We start from the raw sequence: 25635 nt of genomic DNA on the forward strand, positions 1-25635 counted from the left end.
GCGCCACCCTCCTCCTAGAGACCGGCTGACAGAGGCTTGCCAGTCGGTGGACGCCGTCGCACACCTCGCGGGAGTTGAGCCATCGGAGATTGTTCAACCCGCCTAGCCGTCAGAAGACTATAGGCCCAGACGACTGGCGACCTTGGGTACTGGCGAAACCGACGCAGACTGCGTCGTCAAGCCGGGCACGCGGCTGACCACCCTTGCCCGACGCAGGGCGGCCAGTGCTTGGTGTCGGTCGGCGCGCTCGGCTTCAGTTCGCGGGCCCTGTCCAAGCGGGAGATCGCTGGTAATCCTGTAGCGATCTCGGTAGGCCCCGACGGTAGCGACTGAGTTCAGCCAGTCGCGTCGTGTCGCCGGAGCGGTCGGCAGGTCTCGAGGCGACGGAGCCAGGCTGGGCGAGCGAGGATGGCGGCACATCACCGGTGAGAACAGGAGGTAACGGTGCGCAACGGGAGCCGGACTCACGCCTGAAGCGCCAGAACCAGGGCCTGACCTGGGGCGTTCAGACCGGTTCAAGTCCCCCTCGCGCACAGAGAGAAACCCCAGGGAGACCTGGGGTTTCTCACATTTCAGGAGTCGCCGGATCGACCGCGCAGCCATCGCACTTCCCACGAACCGGAGCGCGCGAAACCGGTGTGGCGTCCCCCGACACCACACCGGCCCCGTCAGCGGTTGACGATCAGCCGTTGGGCCGCGATTCGTTGCCGAGGATGCCCGGAATCACACGCGGGACCGAGTGGATCGTCGCGGTTGTTCCGTCGTTGGGCTCGTCGACGCAACCGAGCAGCGTACAGCCGACGGGCGCGCTGGGACCGATGCCGAGGTAGCTGCCGGCGGCTGTGTCGATCGGGTAGATGAACGAGTCGGCGTCGAAGTTCAGCGCCGTAGGGTCGTCGTAGCTGCCGCGCGGCTCGGCGATGTCGACGCCGGCCGGCATGGTCTGCACCGAGTTCATGAGATGCCGGAAGAACTTGTAATAGGTCTGGCCCTGCTCGCCGGCGATCGCAGCGTCGGGGTCGAGGCCGAGCAGCTTCTCCACTGTGTCAGGCGGCAGTTCGCCGCTTCGGGTCACGACCATGTCGAGACTCGGGATCACGAAGGTGTGCTGACCGTGATATCCCCAGGTGTAGTACATGTCGCGGGGAGCACTCGCGATGAGCGGACGGGCCGGGTCGAACTCACGACGCGCGAAGATCGAGCCGTTGACCTGCTTCTGGCCAGGCTGGCAGGAGTTGAGCCAGACCATGTAGCCGTAGGCACAGTTGGCGCGGCTTCCGCGCTGGAGCTGGTTCATGTAGCGCTCATCGATGATCCTGACGCCGTCGTACACGCCTTTGTTGAGCATGAGCTCGCCGAGCCGGCCGAACTCCAGCGGCCGCAGGAAGAGCTTGGAGTAACCGAACGAGTTGCCGGAGCGGTCACGCATCCAGAACCACGCCGAGAGCGGGATGCCGAGCTTGTTGAAGAAGTGCTTCTGCGCCCAGTCCTGGTAGTCGAGCTTCGGGTCGATCTGCTGCCAAATGGCGCGTTGGACGACATATGTCAGGAGTGACGGCGTGGTCTGGTCGTACTCGTAGTACGTCCCCGGCTTGTGCACCATCTCGGCGGCCATGGCCTCGCGGGCACGAGAGATGTCGCCGACCAGATTGAGCCCGCGGACCCAGTTCATCCTGAAGCCGGTGGTCATGTGGAGCACCTGGCGGATCGTGACCGCGCGGTGCGCTGCGTCGCCCATGCCGGCAGGGAGGTACTTGCCGATCGGATCGTCGACATCGATGAGGCCCTTGCGTACGGCAACACCGGCGATGAGGGACGCGACCGTCTTGGTCTGGCTCCAGTTGAGCCGCGGAACCCGGTTGAATGCCGCATCGAGCGCACCCTCGCCGACAAGGCAGCCGTGACGGAAGACTTTGACGGTCTCGGCGCCGTTGAGGGTGAAGAGGGCAAGCGCCCGCTGCACGAGCACGGGGTCGAGCCCCACCTCAGCCGGAGTCGCGCGCTGGTATTCAGCGGTCTTGGTCATCGCGCACTGCTTCTCGGTGGCAGCAGAACGAAGCGCGGGCGTCGCCAGAGCCGCGTGTGAGGCGGGCGCACCGGTGAGCAGCGCACCGGAGACGATCGCCGTCGAGGCGATGGTGGCGACGAGTCGTATACCGAACCGACGCGGGAGCATTGACATGGCCACGGCCATTCCTTTCACTGGACACAGCCGTCGAATCCCGATCGACCCGGACGACCCCTTGGAACCGTCCCGAAGTTAACGAGGGAGCGACATCACTCGCTGCCTCGTGCCAGCACACTCCTGCCTCTGAGTGGCAGGCTCAGCGGCCCCGCAGTCGCCCGAGAGTGTCGGAGGGACACTCGCCGTACCGCTTGCGGTACGCCTGCGCGAACACGCCTTGATTGACGTACCCCCAAGAACTGATCACCGACGCGACCGTGACCTCGCGCGACGCCGAGAGCAGGTCCGCGCGCACGCCATTCATCCGGATCTCCCTGAGCTGGGCGATCGGAGACTGATCACGATAAGTGCGGAAGGCGTTCGTGAGCGCCCGGGCACTGACGCCGACCGCGGCGGCGACCTCCGTGAGTGTGGGCGATGTGCGAGCGTGCTCGCGCATGTACTCCTCGGCACGGGCGACGTACCCAGGGCCGGTGCCACTGGTCCGCACGAGGTACGCCGGATCGCTGAACCGGCGACTCCACTGGGTCAGCAGGTTGAGCCCCAACATCTCCTCCATGTGTCGACCGAGGGGGCCGCCGGCGACCTGGTCGGGCATCTCCGCGATGCAGCGCGAGGCGTACTCGAGCAGTGAGAGCCAACTCGATCCCGTCCCCCCGAACTGAAAGCTGAGCTCCCACATCCGAGGGTCGGCGGGCACGCCGTGCCAGCGCTCATACAGCTCGGCGAGCAGGCCGTGGGAGAAGCTCAGGTTCAGCTGGAGGTGGCGGCCCGGAACCTCGAACCGGTACGACGATCGGCTGGTGTCGACGAGAAAGCTCTCCCCCTCGCCTGTGCAGAACTCCCCGTGGTGGCGCGCGACACCGTGCAAGGTCGTCAATGCCATCGCGCGACCGGCCCCTGGTTCGAACCGGTCGATGTCAACGCCTGCGCCGTACCGGAAGCGGCTGAGGGTGAAGCCGCCGATCGCGGCGGTGTAGTGGTCCGATTCGGGCGTCGCCCGATCGGTCGGGCGAGCCCGGAACGGCATGTAGACGTCGTCGTTGAGGGCGGATATCTCGTCCCAGTCACGCGACTCCTGTGTCAGATGGCGCCGGGTCGGTGCGCCGGCCGCGTCGCGGAGAAGTGCGTCACCGAGAGATGGAAGCATCAGGAAGCCTGCCTAAACCTAGGAAAACAGGAGTCGTGCCGCGCCATATTAGGTGACGACCATCACAACGAGCCGTGCCACGCCTACTGCAGCCATCTCCGAGATCGGCCTGACGAAAGGTTGCACCTGATTTCGTGCTGCGGCGCCAGAGGCCCGAGCCGCCGTTCCAGCCCAGACAGACGCAAGTTAGGCTGACCTAACCCAACCGCTTCGGACTTCTGGAGGACCCGGTGTCCACACCCCGTACGCCGGGTGCGCTGATGCGGCGGTCGCTGCGTCGTCAGCGGCGCGCCGTGCTCGCCTCGTCGGCCTTGATCACGCTGTGGCAGGTGTGCGAGGCGATGGTCACGGTGCTGATCGGCGTGATGATCGACCGGGCGGTGACGACCGGCGACCTGCGTGAGCTGGTGCTGTGGGCGGTGGTCCTGTGCGTGCACTTCCTGGTGCTGAGCCTGTCCTACCGGTTCGGCGCCCGCATCGCCAACCGCGCCGTCCACGTCGAGAGCCATCGGTTGCGCACCGAGGTCTCGGGGCACGTGCTCGACCCGCGCGGCGCGCGGACGGACCGACTCTCCGGGGACCTGCTGGCGCTGGCCACCGGCGACGCGGACCTGGTCGGCGAGGTCATCCGCCAGGTGGCTCTGTCCATCGCCGGCGCGATCGGGCTGGTGGTGAGCGGCGTGGTGCTCGCCGTCATCGACCCGTGGCTCGCCCTGATCGTCCTGGTCGGTGTACCCCTCGTCCTCGGCGCCACCCACCTGGTCGCGCCGGGCCTGGCCCACCGCAGTGCGCGACGGCAGGAGGCGCTGGGACGTACGACGGGGATCGCCAGCGACCTGATCCGCGGGATCCGGCCGCTCAAGGGCATCGGCGGGGTGGAGGTAGCGCTCGAGCGCTATCGCCGCGAGAGTCGTACGGCCGCCCACACCAGCGTCGCCGCGGCCGGCTGGGCCGGCCTGCTGACCGGCATCACTTCCGCCGGGAGCGGTGTCTTCCTGGCGGTGATCGCGATCGTCGCCGGTCTGCGGACCCTCTCCGGCGACCTGAGCATCGGTGAGCTCGTGGCGGTCGTCGGGCTGGCACAGTTCGTGGCCGAGCCCATGCGGATGCTCAGCGCCCTGGTCGCCCGGGTCGCGCAGTCTCGCGCCTCGGCGGCAAGGATCGTCGGGTTCCTCTCGACGCCTGCGCTGGTCGTCGAGGGCGAACGACGCGCGCACGGCCACGACCTGGAGCTCGACCATGTCGCCGCCGGCCCGGTCGCCGAGCTGTCGCTCGCGGTGCCGCCGGGGCGGCTGGTGGCGCTCGTCGCCGACGACCCGGCGGTGCCGGCCACGCTCCTGTCCCTGCTCCACGGGGAGTCGCTGCCCGATCGCGGGACCGTCCGGCTCGGCGGTGAGCCTCTCACCGAGCTGGCGCTCTCCGACGTACGCGACCGGCTACTCGTCACCGACCACCACGTCGACCTCTTCGAGGGCACCCTGCGGAGCAACGTCGACCCGCTCGACCGCCTCGACGACGACCAGGTCACGGCCGTTCTGGCGGCCGCATCCGCCACCGAGCTGGTGGCTGTCGCGCCCGACGGCCTGGCCACGCACGTGGCCGTCGACGGGCAGAGCCTCTCCGGTGGCCAACGCCAGCGGCTGGGCCTCGCCCGGGCCCTCGCCGCGGAGGCGCCGGTGCTCGTCCTGCACGACCCCACGACGGCGATCGACGCCGTCACCGAGCAGTACGTCGCCGAAGAGCTGCGCCATCTCCGGCACGGCCCCGACTCCGACCGCACCACCCTGCTGTTCACCAGCAGCCCGCTGCTCCTGGCTGCCGCGGACGAGGTGGTCTGGGTCCGAGCCGGCCGGGTGGAGGCCCGGGGCACCCACGACGAGCTGGCCGCCCTCACCGACTACTGCGCGGCGGTGCTGCGATGACCACCCAGGCCCCGACCATGACACAGCTCCCCGTCTCCACCCCGCGAGAGGCAGCCGGCCTCGCGCGGCGCCTGCTCACCCGCCGTCCGCTCCTGCTGACGGCGTGCCTGGCGGTCTTCGCCCTCGAAGGGCTGGCCGGCCTGGTGGCTCCCTGGATGCTCGGCCGGATGGTCGACCTGGTCGGCGCCGGCTCACCGGAGTCCGACATCATCACCGCCGGCGTCTGGATCCTCGGTGCCGCGCTCGTCGCCGGCGCGGCCGGGGCGGTCTCGATCCATCTGCTCGCCCGGGTGGCCGAGCCGGCGCTGGCGGAGCTCCGTGAGGAGGTTCTCGACCGGGCCCTGCACCTGGACACCCAGCGGCTCGAGGAGAGCGGCAGCGGCGACCTGGTGTCCCGGGTCGGCGACGACGTACGCCTCATCGGCGGCTCCATGGCCGACGTCGTGCCGCTCATGCTCAACTCGGTGATCGCGATCGTCTTCACGACTGCCGGCCTGATGGCGCTCGACTGGCGCCTCGGGCTCGCCGGCCTGTTCGCCGCGCCGTTCTACGTGATGGCGCTGCGCTGGTACCTCCCCCGCTCGGGTCCCTACTACCGCCGCGAGCGCGAGGCCAACGGTGTGCGCGCCGAGGCGTTCCTGACCGGCGTCCACGGCAACCGCACCCTGCGGGCGTACGGCATCGCCGAGCAGCACCAGGAGAAGGTCCGCGCCGCCTCGTGGACCTCGGCGTCGATCTCGGTCGAGGTGTTCGCCATGCTGATGCGCTTCCTGGGCCGTAACAACCGGGCCGAGCTGATGGGCCTGCTGGCCATCCTCGGCACCGGCTTCTTCCTCGTCCGCGCGGATGCCGCCAGCGTCGGCGCCGTCACCGCTGCCGCCCTCTACTTCCACCGGCTCTTCAACCCGATCGGCGCGGTCATCGCTCTCTTCGACGACGTGCAGTCGGTCGGCGCTTCCCTCGTACGCCTCGCCGGGCTCGCCCTCCTCGGGCGCCCGGCCCCGGCAGCCGCCGCCGAGCCGGACGGTTCCGGCATCGTGGTCACCGGCCTGCACCACGAGTACGTCCCGGGCCGGCCGGCTCTCGACCGCGTCGACCTCACCCTTGCCGATGGGGAGCTGGTCGCGGTGGTCGGCGCCTCGGGAGCGGGCAAGTCGACGCTCGGCGCAGCCGTGGCCGGCCAGCTCACCCCGAGCGCCGGCGAGGTGGTGGTGGGCGGGCTCCCGGTCCGTGACGGCCGGAGCCGGGCAGCCCTGGTCACCCAGGAGGTCCACACCTTCACCGGCAGCGTCCGGGACAACCTCACCCTGGCCGCAGCGGACGCGAACGACGCGGTGGTGGAGAAGGCGCTGCGCGAGGTCGAGGCCTGGGCCGAGGTGGCCGCGCTCCCGGACGGGCTCGAGACCCACGTCGGCGACGGCGCCCACCAGCTGACCCCCGCGCTCGTCCAGAAGCTCGCCCTGGCGCGCGTGCTCCTCTCCGACCCGGTCGCCGTCGTCCTCGACGAGGCGACCGCCGAAGCGGGCTCGAGCGGCGCGCGCGACCTCGAGCGGGCCGCCCTGGCGGTCACCTCCGGGCGTACGTCGCTGGTGATCGCCCACCGCCTCACCCAGGCCGAGTCCGCCGACCGGATCGTCGTCATGGAGCACGGCCGGATCGTCGAGACCGGCACCCACGACGAGCTCGTCGCAGGCGACGGCCGCTACGCCCAGCTGTGGTCGGCCTGGCGCGGGCTCTGAAAGCTCGACCGACAACGGCCGCAAGGGACTGGCCGGCGACGTACAATCGCGCTTTGGTGCGAGGCGCCAGGCCGAGGTTCCGGCCCCAGTGTGAGGGAGAGGTCAGGATGTTCGGTTCGAAGAAGAAATTCAACGATCTGATGGCGCAACTCAGGCCCGACCTGAGTGGGGAATCGCTCGGCGTCGGGCCCGACTTCCCGGGCGTCGCCCCGAACCCGCTCCTGAGCAGTGACGCGCGGAAGCGCAATGCGGAACTGCGTGCCGGGGCGCTTGCGCTCGGCGTTCTGGTCGACTGGCGGGAGGTCAACAGCAACCCACGCGTGGTGCTGATGTTCGACGTGGAGACCGCCGACGGCATCTCGTTCCGCGGTGTCGCAGACGAGAGCCTCACCATCACCGAGCTCACCCGACTCGCCCCAGGACAGACGTTGCCCGTGCGCTATCGACCGGCTGTCATGGACCACTACGTCGCCCTTGCCCGGGACGCGGACCCCGCCCACGTGCAGCAACTCTCTGACCAGATCACGAGCCGCAAGCGGACCTGATCAGGAAGCCATTGGCCGGATCCCAAGTGGCGCGCCCTGGAAGCTAACGCCGGTCGACGTAGATGACCTCGATGGCGTTGTTCCCGTAGCCCAGCCGGTTCCACGGCGGTACGTCGGGCTGCACGTTCCCGGCAGCGTCGGTCGCTCTGGCTCGAAGGGTGTGCCGGCCGACGCCGATCCCGTCCCAGGTGAACCTCCAGTCCTGCCAGCCGAAGTCGCCCGGGGCGGCCGGGTCCAGCTTCGCCGGCTGCCACTCGCCCTCTCCCGTGAGGCTGACCTCGACCTTGGTGACCGGACCGGTGCCTGACCAGGCCTTCCCGCGGACGACGCAGGTCTCCTGGGTGAGGACCGAGCCGGGTGTGGGCTCGGTGATCCGGGCGCGGACCCGCATGAGGGTGACGGGCTCGTGGGGCCGGTCAAGCCATTCGTAGATGTAGTGGCCGGTCTGGAACTCTCCGGTGTACGGCTCGGTGAGGACGTCGAGGCGCTCGAGCCACTTCACGGACGCAACGGCGTACCAGTGCGGGACGATCAGCCGAAACGGGGCGCCGTGGTCGCGCCCGAGGGGCTGGCCGTTCATCTCGTACGCGATGAGGATCCCCGAGTCGGGGTCGGTGGCCTGCGACAGGGGCAGCGCCCGGGTGAAGGTCAGGTTGTCCTGGTCGGTCTCGGGGAGGATCGCCTGCAGGTGGTACGGCCCGTGGTCGGCGCCGGTGGCGAGGAGCTCGACCCCGTCGGTCGCCGGCTCGACCTGCGCGAGAACATCGTGGAGCAGGGCTCCGGTCCACCGTGCGGTGGAGACGGCGAAGTCTCCCCAGGGCTCCCCGGTCGGTAGCGGCCTCATCTCCAGGCGGCCGTTGCCGGCGCACTCGAGGGTGACCGTGCGGTCGTGCGCGGGCATCGCCCGCAGGTCCTCGAGCGTCAGGGTCGTGGGCTTGCTGACCGCGCCGCCGATCTCCAGCGTGCCGTCGTGGTCGGGCACCGCGAAGTTGCTGCGTACGTAGTGGAGCTCGGTCGGAGTGACGTCGGCAGCCAGGGCGGCCGGTGGTGCTTCGGCGTTGTACGGCGCTGGGTTGATCATCACCAGGGCGGCGCGGGCTGCCTCGAGCTCATCGGCAACGGTCATGTTGGTTCAGCCTCCTTGGGGCGGATCACGTGTCGGTCAGAAGTCGGAGTCGGCGAAGGTGGGTTCGCGGCCGTCGTTGAAGGCGCCGATGCCCTCGACGCGGTCGGGGTGGACCGCGGAGCGCCAGTGGGCGTCCATCATGATCGCGACGGCCTCCTCGATCGGCTGCCCCTCCCCCAGGTGCACGGCCCGCTTCACCGCCTGGACCGCGGTCGGCGAGTTGCTGGCGATCTTGTCCGCGATCCCCAGTGCCGCTGACGAGAGGTCGCCGGGTTCGTGCAGCTCGTTGACCATGCCCAGCCGGTACGCCTCCGCCGAAGGAATCGGGTCGCCGGTCATCAGCATCTGCAGCGCCTTGCCACGCGGCAGCAGGCGGGGCAGCAGCGCCGGCGAGCCGCCGCCGGCAGCCAGGCCGAGCATCGCCTCGGGCTGACCGAACGTCGCGGCGGTCGAGGCGATGATGAAGTCGGTGCTCTGAGCCAGCTCGCAACCGCCGCCGTACGCGATCCCGTTGACGGCGGCGAAGATCGGCTTGCGCAGCTGGCGCACCGTGTACAGGGTGCGGTCGAATGCCTGGCGCTGGCGCAGCCAGTCCTCCTTGGTCATCGCCTTGCGCTGTCGCAGGTCGCTTCCGACCGAGAACGCCCGCTCCCCGGCACCCGTCAGGATGACGACTCGTACGCGGGTTCGTACCGCGATCTCCTCGACGGCCTCCGTCAGCAGCGCGCCCATCTCGGTCGAGATCGCATTGTCGGCGTGGGGGCGGTTGAGCGTGATCCGGGCGACGCTGCCGTCGGACAGGTAGTCGAGGAGGATCGACGGTTCGGTCTCCTCGACGTCGGGGGCCGGTGGGGCGAAGTCGAGTGCGGACCAGCGGTCGGTGCTCGAGGTGCTCATCTGCTTCCTCTCTGGGTGGCGGGGTCGTCGGGTTCCGGGTCCGCGAGCCAGCGCAGCGCGCTCAGGCTCGGGGCGAAGCAGTACTCGCCACCGCGGGTGACCACGAACGGCGGCAGGTCCTGGAGTCGGCGCCGGATCGGTCGTTGCGGGATCGTGAACGTGCCGGCCTCGCCGTGGGGGCCGACGAGCGGGTCGGACTCGTCTGGGGCGCCGATGAAGATGCCGTCGTTGAGCCACTGGGTCTTCACGAACTCGAACTGCCGTTTGAGGTGCGCGCCGGCGAACACGAACATGATGCCGCGCTCGGCCCCGTCGTCCTCGAGCACGCCGTCGGGCAGGGCCGGGCCGTAGCTGGTGCCGCGCCGGATCATTCGGTGCAACCGCACGTCGACGCTTCCTTCGTGGTCCAGGGCGTCGCGAGGGTTGGCGCGGCGCGCGTGGGCACCGACGGGGCACTTGAAGCCGCGCGGGTCGTCACCGTAGGCGAAGTCGTTGTTGCGGACCGGGTCGCTCCCGAGCTCCGGGTCGTCGCGTTCCGGCGCGAGCGCGAGCGGGGCGCCGCTCTGCCAGCGGCCGACCATCTTCGCCCCGAGAAGCTCCTCCTCAGCGCGCGACTTCGCCCTCGCCCGCAGATAGGACCGGTACGCCGCCACCTTGGTGTGCAGCTTGCGGAACACGACGTACGTGCCGTTGCGCCCCAGCACTTCAGGGGACGGCATCGGAGCGAGCTCGCCCGTCTCGTCCGGGTAGCCGAGGATGATCTCCCCGGCTTTGAGCGGGGGTTCGCGCGAGTCGGTGGCAGGTCGGCCGCTTCCTGCGACAGCCGGTTGGCCGATGCCGTCCTTGAAGCCGAACGACGTCCGTCCCGTCGCGAGCTGGTAGCAGTCCTGGCGCCAGATGAGCTCGATCCCGGGCAGCTCGGCATGGGCTCGGCGGGCCTGGTCGGCGACAGCACGGAGCCGGCCCTCGTCCGGGGCGAGCACCGAGATGGCGACGTGAACGTCGGTGCTGCCCAGGGGCTTCTCCCAATGGTCGGGACCACTCTCGCCGACGTCCCCCAGGATCTCGGCCCGAGCCGCCATGCCCTCCCGAAACTCGGGGGCGAAGCTGTCGAGGGACGCCTGCGGCACGCCGAGCGCCGTCAACCCCTGGTAGGTAAACGCGACCGTCAGCGAGGTCTCGCCGGCCTCGCTGGCCTCGCCGGCGGTGGTGAGGAGCCGGTGCAGCCGCCGGACCAGCTCGCGGCCGTCGCGGCGATCGCGGATGGTGAGCAGCAGGTAGACACCCACGTACGGCGAGGGGCGCTCGAACAGCGCACCGGACTGGATGTCGTCCAGCTCGAGGGTCACGTCGTCCATGTCAGTGATGCTCCGGAGGTTCAGGTGGGTCCGGGTTCGCCGCGACCAGATACGGGAACGTGCTGGTGGCCGGGCGGCTGGCGGAGTCGACGCCGTCGCGGATCGTGGGGCCGTGACCTGCGTTGACGAGCTGGGTGAAGAGCGCGTCCATCACGTCGTCGTTCAGGGCCCGGCCTCCGCAGGTCTGATGCGGCTCGCCACGCCGGGCGGCGAGCTCGATCTCGAGGAAGGACCCCTGCTCGGCGTACGGGAGGGTGGGGTCGACGACCAGGTAGTCGGCGAGGACGAGGTCGGTGAGCGGGTGGCTCCCGTCCTCTCCAAGAGGCCAGTCCCGCTTGCCGTCGAGGCAGTCCCAGAACGCGAGGTTGGCATCCAGGCGTGCCCGGAATGCCCCGTAGTACGACTCCCCGAGGTGGAACGCGTCCTCCATGTTGTAGAGGTCGCGGATCTCCAGATCGCGGTTGACCTGGTCGAAGTCCTTCGGGGCCAGCATCATGTTCTTCACCTCGGGCCGGCCGACCCGTTCGATGCGGACGTTGAACTCGCCCCGGGTCAAGGTCTCGGCGACCACACCCACGAGCATCCCGCCTGGCAGAAGACCGGAGTCGATCTCGACCACGATGCTCAGCACGTTCTTGCCGTCCAGGAAGATCGACCCGTCCTCGGTGAACGCGAGCTTCCGCGTGGCGATCGTGGCCAGCGCGGCGCGGGCATCCATGATGAACGGGTCCCACCGCGCTCCGGCGAAGACACGTACTCCCCCGCCGGCGCCTCCGGACTCGTCGTTGACGCGGAAGGTGACCTCCTCGCCGCCCGGCGCCATGCAGCTGCCGTGCTGCTCGTGGTCCGGCCGACCAGCGGCTGGATCCGTCACATGCTCAGGTGATTCGAAGACGCAGTCGATGACCGTTTCGTCGTCCCCAGGGACGAACACCCCGCTGGTCGAGCCGGCGACAGGCGCGCTCAGCGGCCGCAGCCGGAAGCGGTAGAGCAACCCTGCCGAGAACAGGTCGGTGGGGTTGGCCATCGGCAGGGTGTTCATCACGAGAACGAGGCGCCCCGGGGAGTCGGGGCTCGGGAACGCGTAGAAGTCGGTGATGTCCGCGATCGGATCGGCCAGGGCGCGCGGTCCTGAGATGTGATCAGACACTGCTGCTCCTCGCCCCGCTCGCGCGGGCTAGTCGCCGGCCTCGTCGAGCAAGGGCCGCATCGCGGGATGCTCGAGGATCTCGGCGGCCTGCGGGTGGTCGAGGACCTGCTGGAAGGCGCTGTTCACACGCTGCGCCTTGCGGATCTCCTTGACCGTCCCGCCGTAGTTGCGGGCGTACGCCGCGGCGCTCTGCTCGGCTCCCAGGACGAACGAGCGCACGGCCGCCACGTCCGGCAGCCCGTCGTACCCCTCGACGTGTCTGAAGATCACGTCGAAGAGGGCCAGCGTCGGACCCGAGGTGAAGAAGTCCTCCATGTAGGCGTCCCACGGACCGTCGAAGCTGGTGATGAACGCCAGCCGGGTGTCATCGTCGAACAGCACGAACCGCGCCTCGTGAATGGTCTGGATCGCCATCCCGTAGTCGCCCGGCCGGTAGCCGGGGGTGTCCTGGAGCGCCAACAGTGCACTGCGCAGGGACGCCGCCTCACCGGGTTTGACCCGGAAGAACAGGCTGAACTCGCTCGTCGGCCCGACACTCAGCCCGGGCTGTGGGGCGCTCACGTCTGGTGCGGTCACGGCTTCCTCCGGGTGTCCGGCTGGCGGGACTCCAGCCGTCTGACCGTAGAACGATGTCCGCGCCGATGACTTCATCCCCTGCGGATGAACCGAAGCGGCTCGAAGCATTGCTCACTGCGGTAGGAGCCCCAGCTCGCGCGCACGCCTGACGGCAGCGTTGCGGCGACCCACACCCAGCTTTCGAAGGATGTTGCGCACGTGGGTGCGGATCGTGTTGACGGAGATGTACATGACGCCTGCGATCTCCTCGGTGGTGAGGAGGTTCGCCAGGTGACCCAGGACCTCCATCTCCTTCTCCGTGAGCTCCTCGAACACGGGCGCGGGAGGGCCCGCCGGGGGCGAAGTCAGCGCACCCTTCTGAGCGGACAACCTCCGTGAAGGCGCCGTCGAGATCTCGAAGAGCCATTCGTGCTCAGCGCTCAGCTGCTTGTCCCGCACGAGCAGCTGGCGCACCACCGAGGGCGCCTCGTGGAAGGGACGTCGCACTCGTTCCGGCGAGGCCAGTGTGAGGGCCCGTTGGAGCGCCGCGTGTGCCCGCACTGATGGTCCGTCGTGAAGCCGACGCGCACACTCCACCAGCCAGCCGGAGACCTGGATCGGCACAGCAGCCCGCTTGGAAAGGACCGTTGACATCGCGGCGTCGGCGGCATCCGGATCACCCAGCTGCAGCTGTGCAAGCCCGACGACGAGGGCACCCTCGGGCTGGCCGTCAAGGAACTCGACGTCGGCCACGGCTGCCGCCGGCTCACCAGCAGCGACTCGAACGTGGGCGAGCTCGATGCGTAGCTGCTGACCGAGCCAACCCTGCTCGTCTTTCACTCCGGCGGCCGCCTGCTCGAGCCTGCTGGCTGCGCCCAGCCGGTCACCGTGCGCCACCTGGAGGCGCGCCCTGATCAGGGCCAGGAAGGCATGCGGAATCGGATCACGCAACGGCAGGTCCAGTCGCTCGACCGACAGAACGTGATCGGCTGCCGCACGCAGGTCGTACCGCTCCATCTCCACCCAACCACGTGCTATCCGGGCGGCAGCCGACCGGTCTGCTGCGCTGACACCGATGCGCTCGGCCTCCCCGATCGCTCGATCCCCGAGCCTCGCGGCCCTGGAGAGCTTGCCCCGGCAGCAGGCGATGACGGCCTGGTAGCCCAGACACTCGACGAGTACGGCCTCGGATCCGGCACTCACGGCCGCGGCGACGCCCGACTTGAACATCGCATCAGCCGTCGCCAGCCTTCCCTGGCGCAGGGTCGCGATGCCCTTGCTGACAAGGACGAGAGAGATCAGCTCGGGGCGTGAGTTCCCCTTCGGGCCGCGGCCTGGCGCCTCCAGAACCTGTTCGGCCGCCGTCGCGAGGGACATCGCTTCGCTCGGGTCCTCTGACGCCTGCGCGCCCACGGCTTCCAGCACCCGGACCGCGACGTTCGTGGCCCAGGGATGAGACCCTGATGGCTCCCCGGGCTCCGTCCGCACCTGAGCCAGTTCGTTCGTGAACCCGGTGGTGTCCCCTGCGCCCAACGCGAGCGTCGCTCTCACGACAGTGGACGCGGGGTCCTCCAGCTCGGACGGGATAGACCGCAGCGACCGGGTCAAGGCGCTCGTGCTGTCGTCGAGCAGCAACTGGCCGACTGCCAGGTCGTCGACCACCTCTGCGGCCGCCTCTTCCCAGGCCTCGATCGCCACGAAGTGACCGACGGACGCAGTGACCTGACCGTCGTGGGCGTACCACTCAGCCGCCGTTCGCTGCAGGTGCCTCATCTCCTCAGGCGATTCGTAGGCAAGTACAGCGCGGAGGAGATCCCGGAAGAGCGGGTTGTAGCGGTAGCACCCAGCGCGACCTGATACGGGCTCGATGAGCACATTGTCCCGGGTCAGAAGGTTCAGCATACGTTCGGCCGTGGGACCGGCGAGCGCCTCGGCCAGTCCCGGTTGGATCGTGTCGGGAACGCTCGTCGCCAGGAGCAGGGCCCGTACGTCTGGGCTCTGGGCGGCCAGCACTTCGCCCACGAGGTACTCCGCGATGTTCCCGGTGTCGCCGACGATCTCCGCGACGGCGTGATCCGGATCCGGCCGCAGCCGCAGGAGCTGTGTGCCGAACCGCAGCCCGGCCGCCCATCCCTTCGTCCGAAGGTTGAGCGCGTGCACGGAATCCGGCGTCAGGGTCAGTTCCGCCCGCAGGGTCAGCTCACCGGCTTCCTCGTCGGTGAAGGCCAGATCCGACATCCGCACCTCGACGACCGTGTCATCGAGCCGGTACCGGTAGAGCGGAAGCATCGGATCGGCCCGCGTCGCCATCACCAGCCGGAGACGGTCGCCGGTGTGTCGCAACAGGAAGTCCAGATCTTCGGCCACGTCCGCAGAGAGCAGGTCGTATCCGTCCACCACGACTGTCAGTCGGGCCGGGTGGCCGCAGACCGCCTCCGCGACCGTCCGGCGAACCTGGCGGTCGAGCGCGCCCTCGTCCCTGCGGACCGTATCGGGTGAAACCGCTACGCCCAGGCTCTCGAGGCACCCGAAGAGACCGGGCCAGAATGCGGCATCCATCCCCTCGAAGGTGATCCACGCTGTGCTGTCCTGCTCCCCGCCCGCCGCGACCCATTCCGCCACCAGGGCCGTCTTCCCGGTTCCAGCCGGCGCGCTGACCAGCACGAACGAGCAGTCGTCACTGCGATCGAGCAGCTGCAGGAGGCGGGGCCGCGGCACATATCCCGAGGGAACCGTCGGGATGCCGAACCAGCCATCGCCGGGGTGAGGTCCCATCTCGTCGACGTGCCTCCTAGATCGAACCAAAGCGCACGTGCGCCCAACGGATTGAACAGGGGGAACGTCAGTCCCGAGCGACTCTTTACGCTAGTACGACGTCCGGAAGCCGTATATAGCCCGTATGCGTCAGCTCGCGTGGGTCAGTGCAGCAGGACCTTCATCCAGGTCAGCCCCAGGCCGAGCAGCCCACACGCCCCGGACGCGACCAAGGACCCAACCCACGAGCGGCCCGTCCGACGGAGCCAGAACAGCGGGATGAGAACCAGGAGCACGACGCCGGACCACATGGACCAGGCGATGGCACGTCCGTCATCGACCCACCCGATCGCTCCGAGGAACAGGATGAGCAGCGGGATGAACACACCCTCCACGATTCCGATCTCGTGACGCACGCCCGCGATGAGGACGCTGCGCCACGGCGCGAGCTCCGACCCCGATTCGGCCAGGATCGACGCATAGACGTGCACGGTCCAGATCACGAAGCTGGAGACCACGGCGAAGGCGAAGACTCGGCCGGCAGAGTCGTCGAAGTGTGAGGCTCCGGCGATGATGGCGATGATCGAGACGAGGCCGTAGACGGCGCCGGCCACCGCGCCGGGCCCGCGACCGAACCGCGTGTCCTGTCCACCGTGCGGCTCGCTGACCTCGCGACCCAGACCCTCGCTGTTCATCTGAGGCCGGCCACCCGGATGCTCTCCACCGTCAGCCCCTCCGCATCCAGCATTCCCACGAGGTCGGCGACGCCGAGACCCGCGCCGGCAGTGGCTCGGAAGACGGTGCACGGCTGCCGCTCCACGGCATCCGGTTGCAACGCACAACGGAGCACCGGACCCAGCTCGCCTTCGACGGTCAGCTCGAACACGACCTCTTCGTCGGGCCCAGCCTCACTCATGCGTCGCCCCCGCTCGACTCCTCGTCCGCCGCCCCGGTGATGAGCCGTCGGACCTCCACGACCTCGAGACCGAAAGTCCGAAGTCTCGCGAGGAACCCGTGGAGCTCGGCTTGGTCCCGACACCGGCGGATCAACACGGTTCTCGTCTCTCGCGACGAGGTCTCGACGTCGACGAGCTGCACCAGGACCTGCTGCGGGACCAGCCCGGCAACCCGAATCTCGAAGGCCTGGGCATCGGCGGCATCGGCGGCTACCGGCTCCCGCGGGTTCTGATCCATGGTCTCAACTCGACTTCCCGCGCTCGGTGCCTGGCCGCTACAGCTGAAGCAATCCTGCTGCGGAACCAGCGACGAGGCGTCGTCCGTGGCGGATGAGGACCACGGACTCGCCGGTGCGGCTACGCGGCCAGCTCGCTTGCGAAGTACGCGAGCGCTGTAGTGGTCTTGGTCTGCTGGTCGCCCGAGATCCCCAGCCCGCGCTTGACCAGGAACGCCTTGAGCTCGGCGGCGACCTGGAAGGCGTTCATGGGCGCGCACCTGGAAGAGAGCTCGAGGATTCGCGAGCCATCCGGATAGAGCCACAGCTCGGCGACCAGCCGGCCGGCGTACTCCTCTGGACTCAGCTTCTGCTTCAGGACGGTGATCGGACCGAGGAGCACCAGATCATCGAGATCGAGGCCCGAGGGGGCGTTGGCCCGGAAGAAGCTCTGCTGCTCCTTCGTGTAGACCTTGTGGATCGCGCGCGTGCCCGCGGCGACCTCCTTGACGTCGGTGCGGCCGAAGGTCGCCTTCATCGAGGCCGAGCAGACGAAGCCTCCTGGCATCGCGTCGACCTCTACGGACAGGTTCTTGGACTTGCGCGCCGTCGAGACCTCTGTCGGGTTGACGGGCCGCACCTTCACGACGGAGTCGTCGTTCCGTCCTTTGATCCGACGCGCACGGACGACGACCCCGCGTCGGTTGAGTGCCAGGTCAGCGGTGTCGAAGAAGTACACCTGCCGGATCTGGGCATCCAGCGGATCCAGCCCCAGGGCTGCCACCGCCAGAGGCCGTTCGGCGTTCGGCACGGTCATCTTGAGCTCGACGCTGTCGGCCTGCTTGGTCAGCTCGAGCAGCTCACCGAGCTGTTCGGCGGAGAGCAGTCCCGGTGGCTGGGTGCTTGTGGACATGGTCGGTCACGTTGCCACCCCGAGAAGGCCGGGGCATCACCCCGGCCGGACGACTGGCTCCGGGCAGCGCGATGACGAGCCCGCTGGCGCGGAGGCCGGTCAGGTGGCCACGGCCTTCGCCTTGAGGGCCGCGAACTCCTCCGGGGTGATCGTCCCGGCATCGAGCAGCTGCTGGGCCTTGGCGATCTCCTCGGCGGGAGATGCGCTGGCGACCGAGCGGATGTACTCGTCCTGTGCCGCCCGGACGTTCTGGACGACCTCGTTCTGGCGCTCCGCCATCCCCTTACCCCGGACGATCAGGTAGATCACGGCGATGAGGAACGGCAAGAAGACGAGACCGATCATCCAGACGGCCTTCATTCCACCGGAGACCGATTTGTCCCGGAAGAGGTCGGTGACGATGTTGAACAGGATCATCAGGTACGCCACGAAGGCGAAGGACACGATGATGAACCAGATGATGTCCCAGAAGCTCATGTGAGAAGTTCTCCTTCATTCGGGATGACGCAGAGAATGCTGGCCGGCACCCGAGGTCAGCTCAGCAACATGGACCCATGGTTGGCCCTCCAGCACGAGTTCCCTTCACCCGCAACGGGTGATAGCCCGCTCAGACCAAGAGCGGGAGCGAGGCAATCGCCTCACCCGAGTCAGGTGAGGCGGCCTCGCGCCGGTGGCGCTGCGATGGTGCGGTGCTGACCTGGCTGCGCGAGCGGATCTCTCTGCCTCGCCACCTCTTCGATCGGCGTACGGCCCGGCGCGATGCCGCTGCCGGCGCCGTCCTCGGCATCGAGTCGGTCCCGGACGGGCTCGCCAGCGGCCTCCTCGCCGGAGTGAACCCGGTCGCGGGGCTCTACGGCTACCTGTTCGGGCTCGCCGGAGGGGCGCTGTTCACCGGGACCGCCGCGATGGCGATCCAGGGCACCGGGGCGATGGCGATCATCGTCGCCGACGTCGACCTCGACGCCTACGACGACCCGGTGCGAGCGCTCGCGACCCTCTCGATCCTCACCGGCGTCGTCATGATCGTCGCCGGCGCGCTCCGCCTGGGCCGGATGCTGCGGTTCGTGTCCAAGTCGGTGATGACGGGGTTCATCTCCGCGGTCGGGATCAGCATCGTGCTCGGCCAGCTCGACAACTTCACCGGCTACGACTCCCAGGGAAGCAACCGCGTGACCGCGGCGCTGGATCTGCTCCTGCACCTTCGCGGGATCGACCTCGCGTCCCTGGTCGTCGGCCTGACCACCGTCGCCGGCATCCTCGTCCTGCAGCGCACCCGCCTGGGCGCCACCGGACTGGTGGTGGCGGTCGCCGCGGGCTCCGCGCTGGCTGCCCTCCTCAACGCGATGGGAAGCGACACCGTGGCGCTGGTCGCAGACGTCGCCGAGGTCCCCGGCTCGCTGCCTCTTCCGGTGTTCCCCGACCTGTCGGCCACGATCGATCTCCTCCTCCCCGCCGCCGCGCTCGCGTTCGTCGGGCTGGTCCAGGGTGCCGGGGTCTCGGCGGGCTTCCCGAACCCGGACGGCACCACCCGTCCCTCGCGCGACTTCATCGGCCAGGGAGCGGGCAACATCGCCTCCGGCCTCTTCCGCGGCGTACCCGTGGGCGGGTCGATGTCGGCCACCTCGCTGGTCGTCGGCGCGGGTGCCCGGAACCGGTTCGCACTCCTGGTCGCGGCCGCTGTCATGGCCGCCGTCATCGTCCTGTTCTCCGCCGTCGTCGAGCTGGTCGCCATGCCGGCCCTCGCCGGGCTGCTGATCGTGGTCGGTGTCAGCACCGTCAAGCCGGCCAAGCTGATCGCGGTCGGCAAGACCGGGCCGGTGCCGCTGACGGTGATGCTGACGACGCTGGTGCTCACCCTGCTGATGCCGTTGCAGTACGCCGTGCTCGTCGGGGTCGGACTCTCGGTGCTGCTCTTCGTGATCGGCCAGTCCTCACGCCTAGTGACGCGCAGGCTGGTGATGGGTGCGGACGACCGGGTCATCGAGACCAACCCTCCGGGGAGCCTCGGCGAACGCGAGGTCGTGGTGCTCCAACCGTACGGGCCGATCTTCTTCGCCACCGCCAGCTCGCTTCGCTCGCAGATGCCGGACCTGACCCCGGCCTCCCGCAGGTCCGTGGTGATCCTGCGGCTGCGTGGCGCCGACGACGCCGGCGCCACGCTCCTCGAGGTGCTGGGGACGTACGCCGCCGGGCTCGGCGACCTCGGCAGCAGGCTGGTGATCGTCACCGACAACGAGCGGCTGGTGCGCCAGCTGCAGACCGACGACACGCTCGGCTCGGCCGGCTCCGTCTACCAGGGCACCGCGGTGATCTGGGAGGCCACCCGGGAGGCCTACGAGGATGCCGTCACCTGGGTGGCGCAGGACGACGAGGAGCCCATCGACCAGGAACAGTCGTCGTCCGGACGTACCTACCGCGACCCGCACGAGGGCGACTGGCCACCGGACCAGATGGCCCTGTAGCCGAGCTGTTCGCAAGAATCCACTCGTTCACCCCTTTCCGGCGATCACCGACACCCCCCGGCGTACGCACCCTGGGATCGTGACGACCACTGTGGCCCCTGAGCACTCGCACACGGACTGGCGCGAGCTGATCGCGATCGTGCTGCTCTCCGTGACGGCGATCCTGACCGCCTGGACCGGCTTCCAGGCCAGCAAGTGGAGCGGCGCGATGTCGATCTCCTTCTCCCAGGCATCGACGAACCGGATCGAGGCCGCCCGGTTGGAGTCCACTGCGAACCGCAAGCTGTCGGTCCAGGTCGCCCTGTTCACGCAGTGGCTCGAGGCCTACCAGAGCGGTGACACCGAGCTCACCGAGTTCCTCCAGGCGCGCTTCCCGGAGCCGCTGGCAACGGTCTTCCCGGCCTGGCTCGACACCCGGCCGCTCAAGGACCCCGACGCCCCCGCCACACCGTTCGACATGAAGGAGTACGTCATCCCCGAGTCCGTGGATGCGAGAGCCGCGGACGCAACCGCCGACCGCAAGTTCCGCCAGGCGCTCCGCAACAACCAGCGCGGCGACAACTACACCGTGCTGACCATCGGCTTCGCCTGCGTGCTCTTCTTCGCAGCCCTCTCCGAGCGCATGCGTCGCCGTAACGCACAGTGGGCGCTGCTCTGTATCGGCGGCGTGGGTTTCGTGATCCTGGCGGTCATCCTGATGACGTTCCCCAAGATGATCTGACCCCGGTCACCTGAAATAGGTGATCCTTCGCCATTTTTTGCCGTTTACTTTGAGTAGCATCGCAAGATGACCGGACGGGTATTTCCGCTCATCTACGGCGCGGTGACGCTCATCAGCACTCTCCCCCCAAACGAGCGCACGACGCCGACGTGGCATCTGAGCTCTGACTGAGGGGAGGGGTTGTGCAGCGCAGCAGGCCGGCGCCCGCTACAGACCCGACGACAGAAGGATCCGCACCGATGCCACGCCGTGAGGCGGCGACGGTGGTGATACCCACAACGAGGGACGGTGATGGCGCGGCCAGCGCCCCGTGGCCTCGCCTCCCGAGGGTCTACGTGCCACGCCGCTCGCTGTGGGCCGATCTCGACCGCTCCGCCGATGCCGCGATCACCCTGCTGATCGCGCCCGCCGGCGCCGGCAAGACCCTGGGGGTCGCCGGATGGCTGCGGCAACAGACCGGCGACGGGCCTCCACGCGCACAGCGCTGGGTGGACGCCGACGGCACGATGACTCCTGACCAGCTCTCCGCGATTCTCGACGAGGCGGCTGAGGGCACGCCCTCGCGCATCGTCATCGACGACGCACACCTGCTTCGCGCGGCCACGCACCGGATGCTCAACGAGCGGCTCAACGACGATCCCGACTCCATGCGTCTGGTGATGATCAGCCGTTGGGACCTGCCCTTCACCAGGCTGGTGCCGGAGCTGCTGGGCAACTTCTCGGTCGTACGAGGCAATGTGCTGCAGCTGAGCGACGTCGAGGCCGAGGCACTCATCGTCGAGCACGCCCGCACCGATTCCAGGCCCGTCATCGACGCCATCGTCCAGCAGGCCCGCGGCTGGTGCGCCGCGGTCGTCCTCGCGGCCCGGTCAGTTCACGCGAGCCCTCCGGGCAGGGCGGGCGAGACCGCTTTCGAGGACGGAACCGTCGGTCTCGGTGACCGGGTGGCGAGCGAGGTGTTCGCGTCGCTGTCCGCACGCGCGAGGCATCTGCTGCTGTGCACATCTGCCGAGACGGTCGTGACCGCCAGGACCGCCGCCCATCTCTCCCAGGACCCGAGCGCCGGAGAGACGCTGACCGATCTGGAGAGCACCGGGCTGCTGGTGACCCGCGCGGTCCCGCTCGTCCCCGACGCCCATGGTGAGGAGGCCTACCGGATCCACCCGCTCCTCGCCGAGGTCGTACGCCGCCGGCTGGTCGCCGGCGGGGTCGACGTCGCCCGGGCGCAGGCGACCGTGGTGCGTGCTGTCCGGATCGACCGGACGCGCGGCGAGGCACGGGGCGCGCTGGGACGGCTCGAAGCCGTCGGCGCCCACGAGGAGATGGCGGTCGTGCTCGCCGACGACGGCGTCAAGACGGCGATGCGCGGTGACGGCGACCGCCTCGGTCCCTTCGCACGCAACCTCGCCGAGCACGTCGAGACGACCCCGAGGGCCTGGTTCGCACTCGCGGTCGAGGCCTGGCTCGACGGCGACGTACCCGAGGCCGAGCACTGGCTCGACAGGTGCCTGGCTGAGCCGACGGCGATGTCGGAGGAAGAGCTCGCCTGCATCGGGCTGATGCGGGCACGACTCGGCCTCGAGCCGCTGCGTACCGCGGCTGACCGGGCCGCCGAGGTGGTCCGGGGCAGGCACGGCGCCGGCGGCGAGGCCGACGTCCTGCCTCAGCTGCTCACCGAGCTCGGCATCACCCAGAGCTGGCTCGGTCAGCTGTTGGAGGCGGAGCAGAGCCTCACCTCCGCCATCGGGCTGGCCCGCACCTGGGACATGCCGGCGGTCGGGGCCGACGCCTCCAGCCATCTGGCGATGACCGAATACATGCTGGGTCGCGAGGCGGCCTGCGGAGAGATCGCCGACGAGGCCGCCACCCTGCTCGAGCGGGCCGACAGAGGCCGACCGCACGGCGCCCGCAGCGACTTCACCCGCACCCGGACGGCGCTGGCCGCAGCCCTGGCATGCGCCGCACGGCTCCCCTGGCTCGAGCTGGCGCCCATCCCGGACGCGAAGCTCCATCCCGCGGACCTGTGCACCCGGTTCTGGATGAGACTCCGGGAGGCACACCTCACGCTGTCCGACCACTCGGTCGTACGCGCTCGCCAGATCCTCGGCGAGCCGTTGGACCTGCCCGGGGCCTTCCGGCTTCCGGACCACCTGCAGGTCACTCTGCTGCTCAACCGGGCCGAGCTGGCCGCACTGGCCACCGACCGGCGTTCGCTGAAGTCCGTGGAGGCCGAGCTCACCGAGCGCGGGATGAACGGCGAGGCGGCCCTTGCCGGAGCGCTGCTCGCCGACCTCGACGGTAACCGGCGACTCGCCGCGGACCACTTCGCCACAGCCGCCCAGCAGGCGACCTGGTCCCAGCCGATGACCCGCGGGGTCGCGCTCGTCGGGCGCGCGGAGCTGCTCCACGAGCTCGGGGACGTGGACGCGGCGGCCGAACATCTCCAGCAGGTCGCGATCGAGACCGAGGTGCGTCAGAACGCGATCCCGTTCCTCGGCTGGACCCGACAGGGGACGCCCGTGCAGACCATGCTGGGACGGTTTCCCACGCTCCGGCCGCATCGTTGGGTCAGCCGGATCTCGGCCGGCATCGCGGACATGCCCAGCCTGACGACGTTCTTCGACCAGGGCACGCCCCGTCCGACCGAGGCGGTCGACGAGGCCGCCGGGCCCCTCCCGGGCCTGAGCGCCCGCGAGCGGGACGTCCTTCGTGAGCTCGCTCGCGGATCGACGTACGCCGACATCAGCGCCGCGCTCTACGTCTCCGAGAACACGGTGAAGACCCACGTCAGCAGCCTGTACGCCAAGCTCGGCGCCTCACGGCGCAGTCAGGCGCTTGCCGTGGCGCGGAGCCTGAACCTCATCTGACGATCTGCGCGCGGACCCGGCCGAGGCGATCGAGCTCGCTCTCGGCCGGGTTCGACCTCAGCTCTTGGCCTCGGAACGGAGCCGGAAGGCCATCGCGATGGCGATGATGCCGACGACGATCAGCCAGATACAGGAGACCAGCAGGAGCGCACCCAGCGACAGCTCCGGGTTGATGAGAAGCACAGCACCGGCGAGGACCGTGATGGCTCCCGCGGTGATGTCCCACATACGTCGCCCAGGGGCCGGCCGGAGAACGGCGCCGATGATGTCGACGATGCCTCCGATGACCCACCAGACCCCGAGCAGGATGGTGACGATGAGCAGCGTCTGGACCGGGTCACGCAGGAAGAGCAGGCCGACGACGATCGCCAGCGCCCCCGAGAAGCCGACGACCGCTCGCAGGCCGCCCTCCATGGAGCTGCCGGCCACCGCGGCGATGAGGCGGAACACTCCCGACACGATGATCTGGATCGCGACGATCACCGCGACGACGACGAGCGTCTGCTTCGGCCAGACCGCCAGGATGACGCCGAGTGCCGTGGTGACCAGCCCGTAGGCCAGAACCAGGCCCCAGTAGTCCCCGAGGCCCTCGAACACGGAGCCGGAGCCGACGGGACGGTCCTGAGCCGGCGTGGCCGAGCTCGGATCCGGCCCGGGACCCGAGCCCCGTACGCCGGGGCCCGGATCCACCGAGCCGGTGACGTCGTGGCCCGGGATGTCGGAGCTGGCCATGTCAGAGCTCGGCACGGCTCGACATCAGCTGCGCGAGCGACCAGATGACGAAGATGTAGAGCGCCAGCATCGCGAGCGCCCACCACGGGTAGTAGGGCATGAACGCGAACGCGGAGACCGAGCCGATGACCGCGATCACGATGCCGGAGATGCGTGCCCACGTCTGTCCGAGGAGCAAGCCGATGCCGACGGCTATCGCGATCGCGCCGAGGACGATGTGGATCCAGCCCCAGGCGGTGAGGTCGAACTTGTAGACGTAGTCGACGCCCTTGACGTAGACCGTGTCCTCGAACAGGGCAGCGATGCCGGAGAGGACCTGGAAGATGCCTACTGTCGTGAGGATGGTGCCAGCGAAGATCGCGCCGGAGAAGGCGAAGGCGGTCTTGACCGGAGTGTCGTAGCCTCCGCCTCGTGGTGTGGTGGTGCTCATGATGGGGTACTCCCTGTGGTCGTGAGCGGTTTCTCGTCGACCGCTTCAATGGACGAGAAGTTAGGCCGCTTCGGCCCCGGCGGGCTCACCCGCAACGGGCGATCCTCCGGCACCGAAGACGTCGCGCAGTGCTGCTTCCTGGCCATCGGTCAGGTCGGTGAAGATCGGGTCGGACGGCAGTCGCCCTCCGAGCGCGTCCCTGACCGAGTCGACGACGCTGTCCGTGGTCAGCACGAACAGGGCCGAGGTCCCGGGGGTGACCCGGTCCCGGACCCTGTTGATGAAGCCGTCGTCGATCCCGACGGCGCTCAGCGCGTCCGAGACCAGCCCGGTGGCGGTGCCCAGGGCGGCGCCGAGCAGCGGCACGAAGAAGATGAACCCGAGCAGAAGCCCCCAGAAGGACCCGCCCAACGCTCCCCCGCCCACACCCGTCGCCGGATGCAGCTCGATCGTCCTGAGCTTCGTGGTGCTCGACGGCCAAGAGAGCGCCGCGGCGTCGTGGAGGTCGATGAGGCCCTCATCAGCCAGCTCCTCCAGCGCGTGCATGGTCTCCTCGGCGCCGTCAGGAGTGTCGAACCTCCACACCGTCAGAGTTCCTGTCGACATGTCCTCCCCCCTCCTGGTATCCCTCAGCTGAGCAGTCGCTGCTTGGCGGCTGCGAACTCCTCGTCGCTGAGGATCCCCTGGCTGTGCAGCTCGCCCAGCTTGGCGAGCTGCCCGGTCAGATCGCTCTGCGCCGGTGCCGCCGGAGCGGGCGGCGCAGCGGGCTGCGGGGGCGGCTGGGCAGGGGCGTACTGCTGTTGCTCGTACGCCTGCGCCTCGGCCTGTTCCTGGGCTTTGGCCGCCTGTCGGCGGTTGACGGCGTTCGAGGTGGCGGTGGCGGTGCCGGCGATGACTGCCGTACGTGCGACGGCGCCGACGAGACCGGGCCGGCCCATGCGTCTGCGCAACATAGCGT

23 protein-coding genes are annotated in these 25635 nt (G+C 69.2%); 6 read left to right on the forward strand and 17 right to left on the reverse strand.

Annotated features, from left to right (window positions below; translation table 11 throughout):
* Positions 1-682: 682 nt before the first annotated feature.
* Positions 683-2182, reverse strand: a complete 1500-nt coding sequence (locus tag ABZY89_RS18020; RefSeq protein WP_355229370.1) for a serine hydrolase — start codon at positions 2180-2182, stop codon at positions 683-685.
* Between the two features lie 142 nt (positions 2183-2324).
* Positions 2325-3335 (reverse strand): AraC family transcriptional regulator, encoded by a 1011-nt coding sequence (locus tag ABZY89_RS18025; protein WP_355229372.1) that lies wholly within the window; start codon positions 3333-3335, stop codon positions 2325-2327.
* 230 nt (positions 3336-3565) lie between these two features.
* On the opposite strand from ABZY89_RS18025, the gene ABZY89_RS18030 reads away from it, so the two are divergent.
* From ABZY89_RS18030 to ABZY89_RS18040, 3 genes are all read left to right on the forward strand, one after another.
* On the forward strand, positions 3566-5257 hold the full coding sequence (locus ABZY89_RS18030; protein WP_355229374.1) for an ABC transporter ATP-binding protein: 1692 nt from the start codon (positions 3566-3568) through the stop codon (positions 5255-5257).
* A gap of 17 nt (positions 5258-5274) precedes the next feature.
* A complete protein-coding gene (locus ABZY89_RS18035; protein ID WP_355229376.1) occupies positions 5275-6996 on the forward strand; it encodes an ABC transporter ATP-binding protein in 1722 nt (573 codons plus the stop codon).
* 107 nt (positions 6997-7103) lie between these two features.
* Positions 7104-7541: a hypothetical protein gene (locus tag ABZY89_RS18040; RefSeq protein WP_355229378.1), complete on the forward strand. Its 438-nt coding sequence runs from the start codon at positions 7104-7106 to the stop codon at positions 7539-7541.
* A gap of 43 nt (positions 7542-7584) precedes the next feature.
* On the opposite strand, the gene ABZY89_RS18045 is transcribed toward ABZY89_RS18040, so the two are convergent.
* From ABZY89_RS18045 to ABZY89_RS18095, 11 genes are all read right to left on the reverse strand, one after another.
* On the reverse strand, positions 7585-8667 hold the full coding sequence (locus ABZY89_RS18045) for a sulfite oxidase (RefSeq protein WP_355229380.1): 1083 nt from the start codon (positions 8665-8667) through the stop codon (positions 7585-7587).
* 36 nt (positions 8668-8703) lie between these two features.
* Positions 8704-9564 (reverse strand): enoyl-CoA hydratase/isomerase family protein, encoded by an 861-nt coding sequence (locus ABZY89_RS18050; protein WP_355229382.1) that lies wholly within the window; start codon positions 9562-9564, stop codon positions 8704-8706.
* The gene (locus ABZY89_RS18055; protein ID WP_355229384.1) at positions 9561-10922 is read right to left on the reverse strand and encodes a Dyp-type peroxidase; all 1362 of its coding nucleotides are present in this window, start codon (positions 10920-10922) and stop codon (positions 9561-9563) included. The genes ABZY89_RS18050 and ABZY89_RS18055 overlap by 4 nt, the downstream gene beginning before the upstream one ends.
* A gap of 1 nt (position 10923) precedes the next feature.
* The gene (locus tag ABZY89_RS18060) at positions 10924-12072 is read right to left on the reverse strand and encodes a DUF4331 family protein (RefSeq protein WP_355229386.1); all 1149 of its coding nucleotides are present in this window, start codon (positions 12070-12072) and stop codon (positions 10924-10926) included.
* Between the two features lie 27 nt (positions 12073-12099).
* Positions 12100-12648 (reverse strand): hypothetical protein, encoded by a 549-nt coding sequence (locus ABZY89_RS18065; protein ID WP_355229387.1) that lies wholly within the window; start codon positions 12646-12648, stop codon positions 12100-12102.
* 111 nt (positions 12649-12759) lie between these two features.
* Entirely contained in the window at positions 12760-15402 is a 2643-nt protein-coding gene (locus ABZY89_RS18070) for a LuxR C-terminal-related transcriptional regulator (RefSeq protein WP_355229389.1), read from the reverse strand.
* A 143-nt stretch (positions 15403-15545) separates the two neighbouring features.
* Positions 15546-16076 carry a hypothetical protein gene (locus tag ABZY89_RS18075; protein WP_355229391.1) on the reverse strand — a complete coding sequence of 177 codons (531 nt, stop codon included), beginning with the start codon at positions 16074-16076 and terminating at the stop codon, positions 15546-15548.
* The gene (locus ABZY89_RS18080) at positions 16073-16297 is read right to left on the reverse strand and encodes a hypothetical protein (protein WP_355229393.1); all 225 of its coding nucleotides are present in this window, start codon (positions 16295-16297) and stop codon (positions 16073-16075) included. Before ABZY89_RS18080 ends, ABZY89_RS18075 begins: the two co-directional genes overlap by 4 nt.
* On the reverse strand, positions 16294-16575 hold the full coding sequence (locus ABZY89_RS18085) for a hypothetical protein (protein ID WP_355229395.1): 282 nt from the start codon (positions 16573-16575) through the stop codon (positions 16294-16296). Before ABZY89_RS18085 ends, ABZY89_RS18080 begins: the two co-directional genes overlap by 4 nt.
* 119 nt (positions 16576-16694) lie before the next feature.
* Entirely contained in the window at positions 16695-17465 is a 771-nt protein-coding gene (locus ABZY89_RS18090; protein WP_355229397.1) for a hypothetical protein, read from the reverse strand.
* Positions 17466-17564: 99 nt separating this feature from the next.
* Complete coding sequence (locus ABZY89_RS18095) at positions 17565-17942, reverse strand: SHOCT domain-containing protein (RefSeq protein WP_355229399.1); 378 nt, start codon at positions 17940-17942, stop codon at positions 17565-17567.
* A 212-nt stretch (positions 17943-18154) separates the two neighbouring features.
* Here ABZY89_RS18095 and ABZY89_RS18100 point away from each other — a divergent pair, with 212 nt between their 5' ends.
* From ABZY89_RS18100 to ABZY89_RS18110, 3 genes are all read left to right on the forward strand, one after another.
* Complete coding sequence (locus ABZY89_RS18100; protein ID WP_355229401.1) at positions 18155-19927, forward strand: SulP family inorganic anion transporter; 1773 nt, start codon at positions 18155-18157, stop codon at positions 19925-19927.
* A gap of 79 nt (positions 19928-20006) precedes the next feature.
* Complete coding sequence (locus ABZY89_RS18105; RefSeq protein ID WP_355229403.1) at positions 20007-20648, forward strand: hypothetical protein; 642 nt, start codon at positions 20007-20009, stop codon at positions 20646-20648.
* A gap of 335 nt (positions 20649-20983) precedes the next feature.
* Complete coding sequence (locus ABZY89_RS18110; protein WP_355229405.1) at positions 20984-23515, forward strand: LuxR C-terminal-related transcriptional regulator; 2532 nt, start codon at positions 20984-20986, stop codon at positions 23513-23515.
* Between the two features lie 57 nt (positions 23516-23572).
* Here ABZY89_RS18110 and ABZY89_RS18115 read toward each other — a convergent pair whose 3' ends face one another.
* Genes ABZY89_RS18115 through ABZY89_RS18130 form a run of 4 tightly spaced genes read right to left on the reverse strand, consistent with a single transcriptional unit; the run spans position 23573 to position 25630 of the window.
* Entirely contained in the window at positions 23573-24247 is a 675-nt protein-coding gene (locus ABZY89_RS18115) for an HdeD family acid-resistance protein (protein WP_355229406.1), read from the reverse strand.
* 1 nt (position 24248) lies between these two features.
* The gene (locus ABZY89_RS18120) at positions 24249-24677 is read right to left on the reverse strand and encodes a hypothetical protein (RefSeq protein ID WP_355229407.1); all 429 of its coding nucleotides are present in this window, start codon (positions 24675-24677) and stop codon (positions 24249-24251) included.
* 60 nt (positions 24678-24737) lie between these two features.
* Complete coding sequence (locus ABZY89_RS18125; RefSeq protein ID WP_355229409.1) at positions 24738-25283, reverse strand: DUF1269 domain-containing protein; 546 nt, start codon at positions 25281-25283, stop codon at positions 24738-24740.
* Positions 25284-25306: 23 nt separating this feature from the next.
* Positions 25307-25630 (reverse strand): SHOCT domain-containing protein, encoded by a 324-nt coding sequence (locus tag ABZY89_RS18130; RefSeq protein ID WP_355229411.1) that lies wholly within the window; start codon positions 25628-25630, stop codon positions 25307-25309.
* Positions 25631-25635 lie beyond the last annotated feature (5 nt).

This window comes from Nocardioides sp. NPDC006303 (assembly GCF_040613175.1).
GTDB lineage: Bacteria > Actinomycetota > Actinomycetes > Propionibacteriales > Nocardioidaceae > Nocardioides.

Excerpts from the sequence above, each read along its gene's own strand:
- ABZY89_RS18020 (WP_355229370.1), bottom strand. The coding sequence starts at position 2,182 with ATGTCAATGCTCCCGCGTCGGTTCGGTATACGACTCGTCGCCACCATC.
- ABZY89_RS18025 (WP_355229372.1), bottom strand. The coding sequence starts at position 3,335 with ATGCTTCCATCTCTCGGTGACGCACTTCTCCGCGACGCGGCCGGCGCA.
- ABZY89_RS18035 (WP_355229376.1), top strand. The coding sequence starts at position 5,275 with ATGACACAGCTCCCCGTCTCCACCCCGCGAGAGGCAGCCGGCCTCGCG.
- ABZY89_RS18040 (WP_355229378.1), top strand. The coding sequence starts at position 7,104 with ATGTTCGGTTCGAAGAAGAAATTCAACGATCTGATGGCGCAACTCAGG.
- ABZY89_RS18045 (WP_355229380.1), bottom strand. The coding sequence starts at position 8,667 with ATGACCGTTGCCGATGAGCTCGAGGCAGCCCGCGCCGCCCTGGTGATG.
- ABZY89_RS18050 (WP_355229382.1), bottom strand. The coding sequence starts at position 9,564 with ATGAGCACCTCGAGCACCGACCGCTGGTCCGCACTCGACTTCGCCCCA.
- ABZY89_RS18055 (WP_355229384.1), bottom strand. The coding sequence starts at position 10,922 with ATGGACGACGTGACCCTCGAGCTGGACGACATCCAGTCCGGTGCGCTG.
- ABZY89_RS18070 (WP_355229389.1), bottom strand. The coding sequence starts at position 15,402 with ATGGGACCTCACCCCGGCGATGGCTGGTTCGGCATCCCGACGGTTCCC.
- ABZY89_RS18075 (WP_355229391.1), bottom strand. The coding sequence starts at position 16,076 with ATGAACAGCGAGGGTCTGGGTCGCGAGGTCAGCGAGCCGCACGGTGGA.
- ABZY89_RS18080 (WP_355229393.1), bottom strand. The coding sequence starts at position 16,297 with ATGAGTGAGGCTGGGCCCGACGAAGAGGTCGTGTTCGAGCTGACCGTC.
- ABZY89_RS18085 (WP_355229395.1), bottom strand. The coding sequence starts at position 16,575 with ATGGATCAGAACCCGCGGGAGCCGGTAGCCGCCGATGCCGCCGATGCC.
- ABZY89_RS18090 (WP_355229397.1), bottom strand. The coding sequence starts at position 17,465 with ATGTCCACAAGCACCCAGCCACCGGGACTGCTCTCCGCCGAACAGCTC.
- ABZY89_RS18095 (WP_355229399.1), bottom strand. The coding sequence starts at position 17,942 with ATGAGCTTCTGGGACATCATCTGGTTCATCATCGTGTCCTTCGCCTTC.
- ABZY89_RS18115 (WP_355229406.1), bottom strand. The coding sequence starts at position 24,247 with ATGGCCAGCTCCGACATCCCGGGCCACGACGTCACCGGCTCGGTGGAT.
- ABZY89_RS18120 (WP_355229407.1), bottom strand. The coding sequence starts at position 24,677 with ATGAGCACCACCACACCACGAGGCGGAGGCTACGACACTCCGGTCAAG.
- ABZY89_RS18125 (WP_355229409.1), bottom strand. The coding sequence starts at position 25,283 with ATGTCGACAGGAACTCTGACGGTGTGGAGGTTCGACACTCCTGACGGC.
- ABZY89_RS18130 (WP_355229411.1), bottom strand. The coding sequence starts at position 25,630 with ATGTTGCGCAGACGCATGGGCCGGCCCGGTCTCGTCGGCGCCGTCGCA.